Here is a 16,245-nt window from a genome sequence, read left to right on the forward strand (position 1 = left end):
ACTAAATAGGTTAAAAGCCAATATTTTGGTTATTATAAACCCTTCAATACGTTTATTAACTAATAAAACCTGCTCCTACGGTACTATTTGATTTTGTATCTATTAAGATAAACGAACCGTTTGTTCTATGATTTTTAAATTGGTCATAAAAAATAGGTTTATTTAAACGGAAACTTACTTGGGCAATATCATTCATGCCCAACGATTCAGTTTCATTATCTATACCAGAATAATCTGGCGCTATCTTATGATGAACCTGTTCAACCTTTGCCAATACTTTATTAACACCATGCTGAACGATATATTTATTTCCAGCTGCTAAAGGCAATGAATCCATCCAAGAGATAGTGGCTGTAAATTGCTTGTCAACAGTAGGCAAGTCATCTACCTTCACTAACATATCACCACGACTCAAATTAATTTCATCCTCTAAAGTGATGGTTACCGACGACCTTCTTGAGGCAGTTTTATACTTCTTATCATAGAAGTATATATCCTTTATCTTAGAACGTGTTTGTGAGGGAAGCGCAACCACTTCATCACCTACACTTAATTCACCACCATATACTTTACCCGCAAATCCTCTAAAATCGTGATGTTCATCTGTTTTAGGTCGAATAACGTATTGCACCGGAAAACGTGGTGTACCTACATTGAAAATGTCTTTTCTATCCAACGCTTCAAAATGTTCTAAAAGCGACTGACCTTTATACCAAGCCATCTTTTCAGATTTATTTACCACATTATCACCTTTTAAAGCACTCACTGGTATAAAGGTTATCTTCTGATCTTGATAATCACGTTTTGCCATCAATTCTTCAAAATCGGCTTTAATCGCATTATACGTTTCTTCAGAATAATCGACCAAATCCATTTTATTGATCGCCACTACAACATCCTTAATGCGTAATAAATTATTAATAAAAAAGTGTCTGTTTGTTTGCTCTATAACGCCTTTACGCGCATCGATTAAAATAATCGCCGCTTGAGAAGTAGAAGCTCCCGTAACCATGTTACGCGTATATTCTACATGCCCAGGTGTATCTGCAATGATGTAACTTTTTGTTGCTGTAGAGAAATAGATATGGGCTACGTCAATAGTAATTCCCTGCTCCCGTTCTGCTACCAAACCATCTGTCGCTAAAGAGAAATCTAAATAATCATATCCCTTTTGCTTACTGGTCTTTTCAATCGCGGCTAATTTATCGCTAGTCAATGATTTTGTATCGTACAGTATTCTTCCAATCAAGGTACTTTTACCATCATCTACACTACCTGCCGTTGCTATTTTTAGTACTTCCATTTTTGTTTAGTTTTCGGTTGGCAGTTACAGTTGCCAGTTGAATCAAATTAAGACTGCTTACTGTTACTGAATACTGCCTTTTTCTAAAAGTATCCTTGTTGTTTTCTTTTTTCCATGGCTGCCTCAGAGCGCTTATCATCGATACGTGCCCCACGTTCCGATATTGAAGAATCTCTAATTTCTTCCACTACTTTATCAATACTTGCGGCATCGGATAAGACTGCAGCCGTACAAGACATATCACCTACCGTACGAAAACGAACCAAGCGTTCTTCTACAATCTCATCGTCTTCTCTAAAAACAATATCATCTTCTGCAGACCAAATCATTCCATCCCTAAAAAAAGTTTTACGTTTGTGAGCGAAGTAAATTGACGGAATTTCAAAGGCCTCATCTTTGATATAGGACCAAACATCTAATTCTGTCCAGTTAGATATTGGAAATACACGAACATTCTGACCTAGTTCAATTTGACCATTCAACATATCAAATAACTCTGGGCGCTGATTACGCTCATCCCATTGCCCGAAATCATCACGAACTGAAAATATTCGTTCCTTAGCCCTTGCTTTCTCCTCATCTCTACGTGCACCGCCAATACAAGCATCGAACTTAAACTCTTCGATAGCATCTAACAAAGTGGTTGTTTGTAGGCTATTTCTACTTGAATACCTACCTGATTCCTCTTTTACTTTACCTTGGTCAATAGAATCTTGCACATTACGTACAATTAACTCCAAGCCCAATTCTTTTACCAACCGGTCTCTAAATTCTATAGTTTCAGGAAAATTATGACCTGTATCAATATGCATTAAAGGGAAAGGAATTTTTGAAGGCCAAAAGGCCTTTTGTGCCAAACGAACCAATGTGATAGAATCTTTACCCCCAGAAAATAAAAGAACAGGCTTCTCAAACTGAGCAGCAACTTCCCTAATGATATAAATAGCTTCATTCTCAAGCGCATTTATATGGGATGTATCTTTTAAAAGTTTTTGGGATGGTGTTACTTCCATTTCCGTGCTTGTATTACTCATTATGCTTTTTTAGATAAATTATCTTTATTCTTCTCTTCCCGCTTATTAACTATGTAATCCACATTCCCTGTTCTCCAGCACCTTTGTAGGGTCAAAATAGTTATGCTCGTTAGGTAATTTATATTTTTTTAAATAGGAATCTAACTGTGTATCGTTCCAATGGTAAAACGGACTCACTTTTAAAACGCCGTCTTTACTCAAGCTTAAAATATCTAAACTATCACGCAAGGCAGTCTGTCCTTTTCTCAGATTGGTAAACCAAACATCTGGTTTAAAATCTGACATTGCTCTTTTAAAAGGTTCCAACTTCACTTGCTCTGTAAATTCGACATGTCGAGGGTCATCAATTTGTGGAATTCCCATTACCGCATCTCTATGTGCGGTTGTTTGCTTTGGGACATACAACTTGATATTCAAGCTCAATTTTTCTATCAATTCCTCAGCATGTTTATAAGTCTTAGGCGTATTGTAGCCTGTATCACACCAAACTACAGGAATATCGCCACTAACCTGAGATACCGCATGTAATATTGCAACTTCATAAGGTCTGAAATTGGTAGTCACTACCGGAGTTTTACCATGTTTCACTGCCCAAGAAATAATTTCTTCTGGTGGAATACCTTTAAACTGAACATTCAATTTTTGAACTTGTGACGCTGTTATTGCCATAGTATTATATCTTTATTATTTGCCCCACTTAATTAAATTCCAAAAACGCTCATGAAAAAAGTACAATATCATTTTTGTAACAAAATCTATCGATGCTATTGAGGCAGCAACCGAAAATTCACCAGTAAGTATATACGATATTATTAAGGTATCTATAGTACCTATTACTCTCCAACTAAAAGCTTTGGCGATACTCCGTATAGGTTTTTCAGATGTTTTATCGTCCTGATACGTTGTTTTGTTCTCTTTATTATTTAAAATAAGTTGATCTGCAATCATCTTTTACCTTAATTTTTATTACCCTACTAATTTAATAGAGTTTTCAAAAATAGAATTTATTTTCAAAGTAGGTCGCCTAAAACAGATATAAATTTAATTTACTCTATAGATTTAGTAGATTATTAATAAAATGACCTGAAAATTTAATAATTCGCAGAATTACATTTATCCAGATTGGTAAAATTTAATTAAAGTGAGATATCTAGGAGATAATATCTCTTAAGGTGTTTTTTCGATACACCTCTAAAGCACTATCACGTACTTGTAGCATTAGTTTGTGTACTGAACATGCTTGTTCATCAGGACAATCATCACAAGATTCGTAGAAATTTAAACTAACACAGGGCACCATTGCTATAGGGCCTTCTAATACCCGCATTACATCGGTCATCGAAATTTCTTCTGGCGTCTTCAAAAGATAATAACCTCCACCTTTACCTTTTTTTGATCCTAGAAATCCTGTTTTCCTGAGACTTAAAAGAATACTTTCTAAGAATTTTTGAGATATGTTCTCCTTCTCAGCAATCTCTGAAATCTGTACAGGCTTTTTATCTTTCTGTGAAGCTAAATAAGCAAGGGCCTTTAACCCGTATTTTGTCTTTTTGGAGAGCATGATGCTAAGATAGCCAAATAAAAAAATAATGCCGAAATACTTTAAGGCACAATTTCAACGTTTATAAGATTCAAACAAAAAAAAAAATTCATGAAAAAATTATTCTTATTATCTATTTTCACAGTATTTACCCTTGTATTCTCGTCATGTTCTAAAGATGAAGATGGTGTTTCTGATGCAAGTGAATCTAAAATTGCAGGTTCTTGGAATTTGACAGCACTAGAGACAACTGACGGAAGGTCTGACACGAATTTTGAAGGAACTTCGATTCCTACCACTTTCGATGCAATAGGAAAGGATTTTGACACCGTTGTAACGTTTTCAGAGGAACCTCAAATTGTAACAAGTGAAGGGTCATACACTACCGTATTAACTACCACCGTTATGGGTGAAACTACAACACAGGAAGAAGCAGGTGAAGATTTTTTTCAATCTGACGAATGGAGATTAGATGGTAGCACACTTTATTTTGGAACCGGTGTAGAAGAAGTTGGTTTCACGATAACCGAACTTACCGATTCTAAAATGTCACTTCGATATAAAATGGATGAGACTGTAGATTTCTTTGGAGTAACAACTAGCGTTAGTGCTACGTATAATATGACATTGACAAAATAAACTGCTACCAGTTTAGTATATAAAAAAAACCCGGTATGTACCGGGTTTTTTTATGATTAATTTTGAGTTTAACCCAATGCCTGTTCAATATCTCCAATAATATCATCTATATGTTCCAACCCGACCGATATACGCACCATTCCATCAGATATACCTACTGCTGCTCGTTCTTCAACACTTAATTTACTATGCGTTGTTGATGCCGGGTGGGTAACTATAGTTCTAGAATCGCCCAAGTTAGCAGAAAGGGACAATAGTTTAATGGAATCGAAAAACTCCCTACCCGCTTCTAAACCGCCTTTTACCTCAAATGCGACTACACAACCACCAGCCTTCATTTGCTTTTTAGCAATCTCATATTTAGGATGTGATTTTAGAAATGGATATTTGACCCAATTTACATTTTCGTTTCCTTCAAGATATTCCGCCAATTTTAATGCATTTTCACAGTGCCTATCTACCCGTACGGCCAAGGTTTCCAAACTTTTGGATAGCACCCATGCGTTAAACGGTGATAACGCCGGACCAGTAATTCGAGAAAAACGATATACTTTATCCATCAAATCCGCACTACCCACTGTAATACCCGCCAAAACTCTACCCTGACCATCCATCAACTTAGTACCAGAATGGATAACTAAATCGGCACCGAATTTTATTGGCTGCTGTAAATAAGGTGTAGCGAAACAATTATCTATAATTAGAATAAGATTGTTTCTTTTAGCAATCTTACCTAATTCTTCCAAATCCAATACATCCACTCCCGGGTTCGTAGGTGTTTCTGCATAAAGTATTTTAGTATTCGGAGTTATAAGACTCTCAATCGTCTCTAATTCATCAATCTTGAAATACGAATGATCAATATTCCATTTTGGAAAGAAATTGTTAAACAATGAATGCGTTGAACCGAATATACTTCTAGCAGATAAGATATGGTCTCCACTATCCAATAACGCAGCCAAGGTTGAAAAAACAGCGGCCATACCCGATGCAAATGCAAAGCCGTTTTCTGCACCTTCCATCTGACATACTTTCTCTATAAACTCAGATGAATTCGGATTAGAGTATCTCGAATAAATATTACGCTCTTTCTCCTCTGCAAATGATGCCCTCATATCTTCTGCATCCTCAAAAACAAAACTAGAGGTCAAATACAAAGGAACAGAATGCTCCAGATTCTCACTTCGTTTTAATTGCGTACGTATTGCGTTTGTTTCAAATTTATTATTGTTCTCTTTCATCTTTTAACTCTATTCTCAATTTACTTTTCCATTATTTAGCAGCTCGTACTCCTACCCTCTAACATTAAATCACCCTTTCTCCGCTATCCTCAATATATCACCAAATACACCCCTTGCCGTAACCGCTGCACCAGCACCAGCACCTTGAATTACAAGCGGATTTTCGCCGTACGATTCCGTATAAATTTCTATAATAGAATCTGAACCTTTCACCTGCCCCAAAGCACTTTCTTTTGGTACGGATATCAGTTTCACATCTAGAACCCCTTTTTCCTTTTGCAGGTTTCCATGCAAATCACCTACATAACGAAGTACATGATTTGGCTTTTGATTCTTTTTAATCTCATTGAACTTTGCATCCAACACCTCTAAATGTTCCATGAAGAAATCTACATTCCCATCTTGTAACTTTTTCGGGATAAGGTTATCAATATGAATATCTGAAAACTCATTATGTAAATCGAGTTCACGCGCTAAAATCAATAATTTACGACCAACATCGTTACCAGATAAATCCTCCCTTGGGTCAGGTTCTGTAAAACCTTGTTGCATGGCATCCTTTAATATGGACGAAAACGGTAAATCGATTTCAGAAAATGTATTAAAAATATAACTTAACGAACCTGAAAACACCCCTTTAATTCTGGTAATATTTTCACCGGATAAATGCAATAATTTTATCGTATCGATTAACGGAAGACCAGCACCTACATTGGTTTCATACAAATATTGCTTTTGGTTCTTCTGTAATTCTTCTCGTAATAATTGATAAAAATCATAACGCAATGTATTCGCAATTTTATTGGAAGACACGATATCAAAACCATGCTCTACAAAGTCAAAATAATTAGCTACAAAATCTTGACTTGCCGTATTATCTATAATAATTAAATTCTCTAAATGATGCCGCTTTGCAAAATCGAAAACATCTTGAATTTTATAGGATTTACCATTTTGATTAAGATTCGTTTTCCAATTTTTGGTCATGCCCTTTTCATTCAACAAAATCTTTTTGGAGTTCGCTATACCAAATACTCGAAGATCTAACTTCTTACGTTCCTTAATTGTTTTGGCAGATTTCAATATTTGATCTATCAATGTACCACCAACATTACCATGACCAAAAATGACCACATTGATTTTTTTGCTGATTCCAAAAACCTGACCGTGCATAACATTTACGGCCTTATATAAATCAGATTTCTTAACGACCAAACTTACATTCTTACCTGACACCGTATTATTGAATAATAAGGGAACAATTTGATTTTTTATCAGCGCATTGAATGGATTATGAAATGTACTTAAATCTTGCCCTACTATTGATATAATTGAAACATCATCCATCACCGTAATCATATTGATATCTTGCGACTCAAAATCGTGACTAAATTCATTCTCTAAGGCCAACTTTGCTCTCTTAGCTTTATCCTTTTTTACCACCAAGCCAATTCCTCTTTCCGAAGAACCTTGAGAAATAATGCTTACACTAATATTGCTAGCTTCTAAAGCTTTAAATATTCTCGCATCAACACCGACCTTGCCTAACAATCCACGGCCTTCGATATTGATCATGGCAACATCTTCAATCACAGAAAGTGACTTTATACCTTCTTTGCTCGATTTCGCACTAATTAAAGTCCCTTCATTATCATCATTATACGTATTCAAAATACGCAACGGAATATTCTTTTCTATTAACGGAATAATGGTCTTAGCGTGTAAAATTGTCGCTCCAAAATTTGCAAGCTCATTAGCTTCTGCATAAGAAAGGTTAGCTAGCTTTTTCGCCTCTGGCACATAATCAGGATTTGCCGTATAAATACCATCTACATGGGTATAGTTCTGTAATTCTTCGGCATCTAAAAAATTCGCCAATAACGCTGCGGAATAGTTACTTCCATTTCTTCCTAATGTGGTCGTCTCACCATCTAAGGTAGAAGAAATAAACCCGGTAATAACAGCCACGGTATCTTTCGGAATTTCTGCAAATTTCAACAAAACCCTTTCTTTCGACTCAGCCTCTAAAACTTTAGCATCACCAAACGTATTATCAGTTTTGATAACATCTCGGGTGTCTACCATTTTGGCTTTTATTCCTTTTCCTATCAATAATTTGGTCACTAGTTTCGCAGAAATAAGCTCCCCATACGCCAACACCTCATCCTTAATTTTGGCACTATAGTCTCCCAACAACGATACACCTTCATACAACTTCGCCAAACCTTTAAACTCCGCTGATAAACTAACATTAGTGTAAGTATGTTTTTGATACTTTTCTAGCGCTTCGAAATCAGTTTTATAATCTTTTCCTTTGGCAGCTTTTTCTAAAATAGATTCTAACTGGTCCGTTGCCTTTTCTCTTGCGGATAATACAATGGCAATGTTCTCATCATTATTTACTTTGTTCTTGACAATATCTAACACGCGCTCAAGTCCTTCACCATTGCTCAATGACTTACCTCCAAACTTCAAGATTTTAATTTTCTTGATGTTGCCATTGGTATTAAAAATACCCGTCAGCAATTTTTCCATTTGGTCGAACTCGATCAAAAATGCATCATGACCGTGTAACGATTGTACCTCACCATACGTAACATTGCTTTTCGCTTGCGCCAATTGCTTGAACGTATCTTTATTTTCTTGTGCAGTAAAGAACATATCAGAATCCACACCAATAATATGAATATTGGTATTACTATTCTGAAGTTTGATAAAATTCTGTTCTCCTCCCCTTGTAACATCAATGGTCTTCAATAGTTGGTTCATCAACTTATACGCAGATAACTGAAAACGCTCTTGAAGCTTATCGCCATGATGCATCAGCCAGCTTTCTACATTAAAAACCTTAAGCTCCTCATTAGTGCTTCTTTTGAAACGCTCTTTAAAGGATGCCGGCGTGCGGTAGCACAACATAGCATGCATACGCGCATCATGAACGGGTTGTTTCGAATTCACCAAAAACTGTTCTTGTATCTGGCAATTGGCAATCAACCAATCGGTAGATTTCCAATCGGACGCAACTGGTATTAAATGCTCAGCCAAGTTCGGATTCAAAGCTGCCATTTCCCAAGCAATTCCGCCACCTAATGACCCTCCGATGATGGCGAACAAACGCTCTACTTTTAGTAGTTCTAAACCTAATAAAAATATTCTTGCTACATCTCCCGCTACAAAATCCTTGTAGTTTTCAATGACAAACTTATCATGTCCGTTACCAGGAATGTTGAATGCTAATATGGTATACTTCTGAGTGTCGATACATTTCTCTTCTCCGATAAGGGCAGACCACCAACCCTCTTCACCAGTAACGTTAGAATTACCGGTCAAGGCATGATTCACTAAAATTATGGGCGCCGTATGTAATTTCTTCCCGAACAACTGATAAGACAATTGAATATCTTGGGTTGCACCGTTTAGGGTCTTATATTTTTTAATTTGTAATTGATGTAGCATCTATTTCGAAATCAATTTGTGGCTTCGGCTCCGCTCAGCCACCAAAATAAATAAAATTTTTCTGGCCAATCGGACACTGAGCGGAGCCAAAGTGACCGATTACTAATACTAAAGCTCCTATTTAAAGACTTGCAAATGCCTGCTCTAAATCGGCTTTTAAATCCTCTATATCCTCTAAACCAACTGACAAACGAATTAAATCTTGACCTACTCCAGCGTTTTCTTGCTGCTCTGCAGTCAATTGTTGATGCGTTGTACTTGCAGGGTGAATAATCAATGACTTGGTATCACCGATATTCGCTAACAACGAAAATATTTTGGTAGCATCGGTTACTTTTTTCGCAGCTTCAAAGCCCCCTTTTACACCAAAGGTAACTAATCCGCTTTGTCCTTTTGGTAAATATTCTTTCGCTAATGCATTGTACTTATTACTTTTAAGTCCTGGGTAATTTACCCATTCCACCTCTTCTCTACCTTCTAACCAGGTAGCCAGTTCCAGTGCATTTGCACTGTGTTGTTTTATACGAACCGGTAATGTTTCTAAACCTTGTATAATTTGAAAAGCGTTAAACGGACTCAATGCTCCACCAAAATCACGCAGACCTTCTAAAATCAATTTAAAGGTAAAAGCTGCTGCACCTAAAGCTTCACTATACACCAAACCGTGATATCCGGCAGATGGCTCTGTAAACTCAGGAAACTTTCCGTTGGTCCAATCAAAAGTACCGGCATCTACAATGGCACCTCCTAATGAAGTTCCTTGTCCGCCAATATATTTTGTCAAAGAGTGAATTACCAGGTTGGCACCGTGTTCAATCGGATTCAACAATGCTGGAGTAGCTACAGTGTTATCTACAATAAAAGGTACTTCAGCTGCTTTTGCTTCTTTTGAAATTGCTTTCAAATCCAATACATCTAATTTCGGATTCCCTAAAGATTCTACGAAAAATACTCTCGTATTATCTTGTACCGCATCCTTAAAGTTTTTGGCATCCGAAGCATCAACGAAAGTAGTTGTGATACCGAACCTTGGTAGGGTTACATTCAATAAATTAAACGTACCACCATATAAACTACTCGATGCCACGATGTGGTCACCTGCTTTTAACAAAGTCAATAATCCTGTTGAGATAGCTGCCGTACCCGACGCGAATACCACCGCACCGATACCACCTTCTACAGCAGCTAATCTGTCTTGCAAAATTTGATTGGTAGGATTGTTTAAACGGGTGTAAATAAAACCAAGTTCTTTTAACGAAAAAAGATTGGCGGCATGATCCGTATCCTTAAATACATAGGATGATGTTTGATAAATAGGCACTGCTCTTGTACCACCATTAGTAGTCGTGTCGTGCCCTGCGTGTAATGCGTTTGTTGCTAATTTGTGATTACTCATGATTTTGTTGTTTTTAAATATTATTTAAATAATTAAAAAGCTCATCCTCGACCGACATAAAATGTGGGTAGGTAAAATCAAAAAGTTATAAGAAAGTAATATCGAAAAAAAATCGATTACTGTTATCCTTCCCGTAAGGGTAGAATGTAGCACCTTCTTTGTATAGAACAAAGGGTTGCTAAGGTTTCAAAGGGTCTAATCCCTCCACCTTTCTTGATAACTATTCAATATGTGTTTGAACTTTGCCTTGCAAATATAAGGGCAGAGAATTTTAAAAACCTAATGATTTAGAAAAATTTATGTAAAATCACAAGTTGTTTAGTTTAAGGGGCTGTTTATAACTAATTGTGTAAATAATCGATCAATATCGCTAGTTTTTTGTTTATCCATTAGAAAAACTTCTTAACCACGAATATCACTTCGAATGTCTTTTGTAACCCTTTTGGGAAGGAAAAATTGTATTGAGAAACTTGCTTACTGTTAGGTTAATTATTTACTAACAATTGACCTACGTATCTGACCTATAATATTCTCGACACACTCCTGACCTAATTTTCAATTAGATCAAGAGCACTCGAACTGATATTTTTACAACAACCCACAACTGTCAACTGTAAATTTTCTATTTTATCATGCCCGCACTTTTATACTTATCAATATATTTTTGATCTTGCTCTGGGGAGTCTTTGTACTTTATACGTAATGCGATTAAATCTTTCTTCAATTTTTTAACGGTTCCGGCATAGGCTGGGTCGTTGTATACATTGTTCATTTCATTAGGGTCTTTTAACCTATCGTACAATTCCCATTCGTCAACATCATAGTAAAAATGAACTAACTTAAATTCCTTGTTTACAATGCCGTAGTGACGTTTTACCATATGTACCGATGGATATTCGTAGTACTGATAATACACTGCATCACGGGTCCAGTCTTTTTTGTTTCCTTTCAAAAGCGGAATCAAACTTTCTCCTTGCATATCATTTGGTGGTGTAATGCCCACAGCTTCTAACATGGTTTGTGCAAAGTCTAAATTCTGCACCATTTCATTTTCTACAGAACCTGGTTTCACCACATTTGGCCAACGTATTAACAATGGAGTTTTAAAAGATTCATCATAAATAAATCGCTTATCGAACCAACCATGTTCACCCAAGTAAAAACCTTGATCGGATGTATAAATAACAATCGTATTTTCTGCCAGTCCGCTTTCATCTAAATAATCTAAAAGTCTACCTACATTGTCATCCACCGAAGAAATACTGCCCAAATAATCTTGCATATAGCGTTGGTATTTCCATTTCATTTTCTCGGTATCGGTCATTTTAGGCCAGTTCTCATAGAAGAAATCATTAATGGAATCTAACACCGGGTCATACAATGCTTTTTGCTCTACCGTAGCACGATTATATGGGCCATAAAATCCGTTCGGATATTCTTCCACGACCGGAAAAACCTTGCCCTCCATTTTAGCCAAGGTCTCTGGTCTAATCTTGCTATCATGACTGTACATCATATGGGTCAACAAATTCATTTCAGCTGTTTTTGCCGCTGAACCTCTATTCTTGTAATCGTCAAAAAGCGTTTCTGGTTCAGGGAATGTTTTCTTGGTAAATTCCTTAAACTTATCGGCTCTTGGCCACCATGGGCGGTGCGGTGCTTTGTGCAAATACATCATCATAAATGGTTTGTGGTCTGCAGCTTCTTTCTTTAACCAATCGAGAGATACATCGGTAATGATATCGGTTACATAGCCTTGCTTGGTGATCGTATCGCCATTGGTTACGATAAAATCGGGGTTAATATAATTACCTTGACCCGGTAGGATCATAAACTCATCTACCCCTTTTGGATTATTGCCAAAATGAAGCTTCCCGAACATGGCGGTTTTATAGCCGTTCTCTTTAAATATTTGTGGAAAGGTGACTTGCGTAGTATCGAACGGAAAATAGTTATCTACTTTTCCATTGATATGCGTGTGCTTACCTGTTAGAATTGTAGCTCTAGATGGTGCACAAATAGAGTTGGTAACACTGGCATTCGTAAACAGCATACCCTCTTTTGCCAAACGATCTATATTTGGTGTCTGAATCAGCTTATCATCATAAGCGCTTATCGCCTGATAGGCATGATCATCTGACATAATGAAAATAATATTAGGCCGTTTGGTTTTGCTTTTTTGTGCTTCTGCGGTTATTGGCAAAAGAAATAAAACACCTACTATGGCTAAGATTAGTTTATTCATTTTTGTTGTTGATTTTCTTATTGATTGGTGAGTTTAATTTACACTTAATGTAATGGCATTTTTAAAGTACTTATCCAAAAGAAAATAATTAAGCTGTCAAGATTATTCAACTTAATTTTTTTTCGATTTTCTTCAATATGCCATAAACGCAATTAAAATAGTGAAATGAATGATTTTTAGCTAATTCAGATTTTGCAAGCCCTTGAAATTGAGGGATATCAGAAATACTACATTCCTTAAAATTTAACTTTTCTTCATCTATATCCCTGAAAGAACCCATCCAAAATGGCACTTTTATATCCTTAAAAATTTTTCTAGAATCTGAATGAGAAAAACCATTTCTTAAACGTTCTCTAAATTCGTGCAATATTTTCTTCTCTTCTTTTGAAATTAACCCTTTACTACAAGATCTATTGATAGTTCCACTCAAATCCAAACCATTGTATTTATCAAGTCCATCTTTATAAAAAGTATCCATGTCATTCAAATCATTTAAAAGCTTTACACCATATTCAGAATAAAGTAATCCCGTTTTCAACGTGTCTTCTAATAAATGGTTTGTTAAAGTAATAGCCGCTTGATTAAGCCCAAAGAAAATACAATAACATATTTCAGTTCTTACCTCTTTTAGGTTATCCAATACTGTTAGTTCGTCCTCAAAAAACGGCTTTATTCTAGCAACCTGAAGTAAGTCGAAATCTAACTTACTATTAACCATTTCAGTAATAAACTTTTCAATTACCTTATTTTGATTATCCAAATTGAATTAAGATTAAAATTTTATTTAGCACTCATTGCTCACTATGCTCACTACTCCAACACCGAAAACTCAATACTAGAATCTGTAAATACGGTATGGGTTTGAGTTTTAAAGTCCGCCTCATCTGCTTCAAAGATATTCTCCACATAGGTCTGTGGATTCAAATCTATGAGCGGGAACCAGGAACTCTGTACTTGCACCTGTAACTTGTGCCCCTTTTTAATGGTATGGAAAACATCTTGCAGTTTAATAGTAACATCGGTCTTTTGGTTCGGCACAAAAGGTTCAGGGTTGGAGAAGCTATTTCTAAAACGCCCACGTAATACTTCGCTGCGCACCATTAAATGGTAATTGCTCATTTTTAAATGGTCTTGCATGCCTTCATAAGCAGGTTCATCGGCTGGGTGCACATCTATTATTTTTACAATCCAATCTGCTGCAGTACCTGTCGTCGCTACTTTTAACTTGGCTAGAATATCTCCTGCTAAGGTTAGGTCATTTTCCATGACTTCGGTTTCAAACACCAATACATCACTACGGCGAGCGGCAAACCGCTGATCATCGGTCATATATTTTCTTGGGGTAAACACGGTCTTGATATCTTCTGAATACGGCACCGGTTTTTTAATATCACTTACAAATTGAATGCCTTCTACCTTTTTGGGTTCGGTAGTCAATTCTTGGTCTGCTGATAAGTACATGTCTTTTTTAACCATTCCTTTTGGTGGCCAAGTATCATATGTTTTCCAGTCTTTTCTTCCAGTATCAAATACATAGGCTTCTGGTAACCCACTATTCTTATCTCCTTTTCCTTTTAGAAAATGGTCGAAGAACTTGGTTTCAATCTTTTCTTGAAAAAACTCAGAAATGGAATCCCCGAAATAGTAGTTGCCAACGGTATTTTGACCTTTGCTACGTGCCCATCCGCCGTGATCCCATGGTCCGAAAACCAAGGTATTATAATTATCGGCGTTGTACTTCTCAATATTCTTATAGGTTTCTAACGGTCCATATAAATCTTCCGCATCAAACTCGCCTGCAACGACCATCGTAGCCACTGTAGGCTTTACATTTTTCAAATGCTGAATCAATCCCCTACTCTGCCAAAGTTCGTCGTAGTTAGGGTGCTCTTTTAACTCGTTCCAAAAATAATCATCGGTCACGCCTTCTTTTGCCATACGTGGTGTATCGGCAGTTTCATATTCAAAGAACTTATCCAAATTTTTTAACGGACCTTCATCCAAAAAGAATTGGTACTGATCTTCGGTCGGTAATTCTGGTAATACATACCAAGCAGTGTCTATAGGTTGGTCGTTATTGGGGCGTGGTGTTCCAAACAATGAAGTCGCCCTAAAATAGCTCAATAAATACGCTCCGTTGTGGTGAAAATCATCAAAAAAGAAATCAGCTATACTCGCTTGCGGAGAGGCTGCCTTCAACGCCGGGTGAGCATCTACCACCGCATAAGTGGAATAAAAACCGGGATAGGAAATTCCCCAAATACCCACATTCCCATTGTTGTTATCCACATTATTTACCAGCCAGTCTATCGTATCATAAGTATCGGAACTTTCGTCGATATCTTGATCTGATTTTTTATTGGGATGATATGCACGCATATTTTCATAGTGCCCTTCGCTTAACCAGCGACCACGAACATCTTGGTAGACCACTATATACCCATCTTGCATCATATGAATATTTGGAGCGATTTTCTCCTTGAATTTTCCCGCTCCGTATGGCTGCGAACTGTAAGGCGTTCGCTGCATGATAATAGGATATTTTTTTGAAGTATCCTTTGGGGAATATATTGTAGTGTGGAGTTTTATGCCGTCACGCATGACAATATCTACCTCCTTTTTAATGTAGTTATCCGCAACAAAGGTTTCGGAGATTTCAGCATCCGCTACTTTAGGTGTTTTTCTACAGGAAATAATCAGCGAAGAAATAAAAATAAGCGTAAAAAGGTGTTTGATGGTAAACTTTGGCATGTCTTAAGTGTTTGAAGTCTTAAATCTAAGAAAGTTTACTCGATTATTTAGATTTTAACATGACCGGAATTACGATATAAAAACTACCAAAAGCATTTCGACTGCCCTCAATGTAAATAACAAATTAAATGGCGTGTCTCTAAGAGAGAGATTGCTTCTCCATTTCTACTTGATGGTAGAATTGCTCGCAATGACGTTTATATTTAAATCATGAATAACTTCTTTGTCAATCTTAAAATTCCTGAAAAGAAATCGTTCCTGTATACTTGATTTTTAGAATCTTGGAGTATTTGATTTTTCATTTAAAGGGCTTTTAGGCAGGGTCGATATTTAGTCGAAAAAGGGAAATACACTCACTGTTTTACTAGCCATTTTAGATTTTTCAATTTCAAAATCTAGATTAAATTTCATTGAGCGATACTCGGTCTTTGCAGTATCTAAAACAACAAACTCAGAAATTAGGTCAGTTTCTTTTGAGCAAGATTGCAATAGAATGTATAGCAAAATAGCTAAGGGTACTTTGTAGGGTTTAAGCATGGCATTCGTAGGTTAAGTTATTTTCTAAATAGGTTTTTCAAAGATTCCACATATTTAAACAGTATTAAAATTTAGCTGACGTTTGGGGCTTCAACTTGAACTT

The 16,245-nt window shown here is 36.5% G+C and carries 13 protein-coding genes and 1 riboswitch; of the genes, 1 reads left to right on the forward strand and 12 read right to left on the reverse strand.

Annotated elements, in window-relative coordinates:
- Window positions 1–55 precede the first annotated feature (55 nt).
- The 5 genes from BMY56_RS16335 to BMY56_RS16355 all read right to left on the reverse strand — a co-directional run bounded on the left by BMY56_RS16335 (window position 56) and on the right by BMY56_RS16355 (window position 3,898).
- Window positions 56–1,303: a sulfate adenylyltransferase subunit 1 gene (locus BMY56_RS16335; RefSeq protein WP_091626708.1), complete on the reverse strand. Its 1,248-nt coding sequence runs from the start codon at window positions 1,301–1,303 to the stop codon at window positions 56–58.
- Window positions 1,304–1,386: 83 nt separating this feature from the next.
- The gene (gene cysD / locus BMY56_RS16340) at window positions 1,387–2,316 is read right to left on the reverse strand and encodes a sulfate adenylyltransferase subunit CysD (protein WP_091626886.1); all 930 of its coding nucleotides are present in this window, start codon (window positions 2,314–2,316) and stop codon (window positions 1,387–1,389) included.
- 66 nt (window positions 2,317–2,382) lie between these two features.
- Window positions 2,383–3,006, reverse strand: a complete 624-nt coding sequence (locus BMY56_RS16345) for a phosphoadenosine phosphosulfate reductase domain-containing protein (protein WP_091626711.1) — start codon at window positions 3,004–3,006, stop codon at window positions 2,383–2,385.
- Between the two features lie 15 nt (window positions 3,007–3,021).
- Window positions 3,022–3,285, reverse strand: coding sequence for a DUF2061 domain-containing protein (locus BMY56_RS16350; protein WP_091626714.1), 264 nt, complete (start codon window positions 3,283–3,285; stop codon window positions 3,022–3,024).
- Window positions 3,286–3,487: 202 nt separating this feature from the next.
- A complete protein-coding gene (locus BMY56_RS16355; protein WP_091626717.1) occupies window positions 3,488–3,898 on the reverse strand; it encodes an RrF2 family transcriptional regulator in 411 nt (136 codons plus the stop codon).
- A gap of 90 nt (window positions 3,899–3,988) precedes the next feature.
- Here BMY56_RS16355 and BMY56_RS16360 point away from each other — a divergent pair, with 90 nt between their 5' ends.
- Window positions 3,989–4,516: a hypothetical protein gene (locus tag BMY56_RS16360; protein ID WP_091626720.1), complete on the forward strand. Its 528-nt coding sequence runs from the start codon at window positions 3,989–3,991 to the stop codon at window positions 4,514–4,516.
- Window positions 4,517–4,584: 68 nt separating this feature from the next.
- Here the strand turns inward: BMY56_RS16360 and BMY56_RS16365 are convergent, their stop codons facing one another.
- The 7 genes from BMY56_RS16365 to BMY56_RS16395 all read right to left on the reverse strand — a co-directional run bounded on the left by BMY56_RS16365 (window position 4,585) and on the right by BMY56_RS16395 (window position 16,142).
- On the reverse strand, window positions 4,585–5,757 hold the full coding sequence (locus tag BMY56_RS16365) for a trans-sulfuration enzyme family protein (protein ID WP_091626722.1): 1,173 nt from the start codon (window positions 5,755–5,757) through the stop codon (window positions 4,585–4,587).
- Between the two features lie 69 nt (window positions 5,758–5,826).
- Window positions 5,827–9,213, reverse strand: coding sequence for a bifunctional aspartate kinase/homoserine dehydrogenase I (gene thrA, locus BMY56_RS16370; protein WP_091626725.1), 3,387 nt, complete (start codon window positions 9,211–9,213; stop codon window positions 5,827–5,829).
- 121 nt (window positions 9,214–9,334) lie between these two features.
- The gene (locus tag BMY56_RS16375) at window positions 9,335–10,609 is read right to left on the reverse strand and encodes an O-acetylhomoserine aminocarboxypropyltransferase/cysteine synthase family protein (protein ID WP_091626727.1); all 1,275 of its coding nucleotides are present in this window, start codon (window positions 10,607–10,609) and stop codon (window positions 9,335–9,337) included.
- A 119-nt stretch (window positions 10,610–10,728) separates the two neighbouring features.
- Window positions 10,729–10,832: riboswitch (SAM riboswitch) on the reverse strand.
- Between the two features lie 399 nt (window positions 10,833–11,231).
- Window positions 11,232–12,854 (reverse strand): sulfatase family protein, encoded by a 1,623-nt coding sequence (locus BMY56_RS16380; RefSeq protein ID WP_091626730.1) that lies wholly within the window; start codon window positions 12,852–12,854, stop codon window positions 11,232–11,234.
- A gap of 106 nt (window positions 12,855–12,960) precedes the next feature.
- Window positions 12,961–13,614 (reverse strand): hypothetical protein, encoded by a 654-nt coding sequence (locus tag BMY56_RS16385; protein ID WP_091626733.1) that lies wholly within the window; start codon window positions 13,612–13,614, stop codon window positions 12,961–12,963.
- Between the two features lie 50 nt (window positions 13,615–13,664).
- Window positions 13,665–15,605 carry a CocE/NonD family hydrolase gene (locus tag BMY56_RS16390; protein WP_177170990.1) on the reverse strand — a complete coding sequence of 647 codons (1,941 nt, stop codon included), beginning with the start codon at window positions 15,603–15,605 and terminating at the stop codon, window positions 13,665–13,667.
- A gap of 330 nt (window positions 15,606–15,935) precedes the next feature.
- Complete coding sequence (locus tag BMY56_RS16395; RefSeq protein ID WP_091626735.1) at window positions 15,936–16,142, reverse strand: hypothetical protein; 207 nt, start codon at window positions 16,140–16,142, stop codon at window positions 15,936–15,938.
- Between the last annotated feature and the right edge of the window lie 103 nt (window positions 16,143–16,245).

It is taken from the genome of Maribacter orientalis, assembly GCF_900109345.1.
GTDB lineage: Bacteria > Bacteroidota > Bacteroidia > Flavobacteriales > Flavobacteriaceae > Maribacter > Maribacter orientalis.

Coding starts and splice junctions, on each gene's coding strand:
- BMY56_RS16335 (WP_091626708.1), bottom strand. CDS start 1,303: ATGGAAGTACTAAAAATAGCAACGGCAGGTAGTGTAGATGATGGTAAA.
- cysD (WP_091626886.1), bottom strand. CDS start 2,316: ATGGAAGTAACACCATCCCAAAAACTTTTAAAAGATACATCCCATATA.
- BMY56_RS16345 (WP_091626711.1), bottom strand. CDS start 3,006: ATGGCAATAACAGCGTCACAAGTTCAAAAATTGAATGTTCAGTTTAAA.
- BMY56_RS16350 (WP_091626714.1), bottom strand. CDS start 3,285: ATGATTGCAGATCAACTTATTTTAAATAATAAAGAGAACAAAACAACG.
- BMY56_RS16355 (WP_091626717.1), bottom strand. CDS start 3,898: ATGCTCTCCAAAAAGACAAAATACGGGTTAAAGGCCCTTGCTTATTTA.
- BMY56_RS16360 (WP_091626720.1), top strand. CDS start 3,989: ATGAAAAAATTATTCTTATTATCTATTTTCACAGTATTTACCCTTGTA.
- BMY56_RS16365 (WP_091626722.1), bottom strand. CDS start 5,757: ATGAAAGAGAACAATAATAAATTTGAAACAAACGCAATACGTACGCAA.
- thrA (WP_091626725.1), bottom strand. CDS start 9,213: ATGCTACATCAATTACAAATTAAAAAATATAAGACCCTAAACGGTGCA.
- BMY56_RS16375 (WP_091626727.1), bottom strand. CDS start 10,609: ATGAGTAATCACAAATTAGCAACAAACGCATTACACGCAGGGCACGAC.
- BMY56_RS16380 (WP_091626730.1), bottom strand. CDS start 12,854: ATGAATAAACTAATCTTAGCCATAGTAGGTGTTTTATTTCTTTTGCCA.
- BMY56_RS16390 (WP_177170990.1), bottom strand. CDS start 15,605: ATGCCAAAGTTTACCATCAAACACCTTTTTACGCTTATTTTTATTTCT.
- BMY56_RS16395 (WP_091626735.1), bottom strand. CDS start 16,142: ATGCTTAAACCCTACAAAGTACCCTTAGCTATTTTGCTATACATTCTA.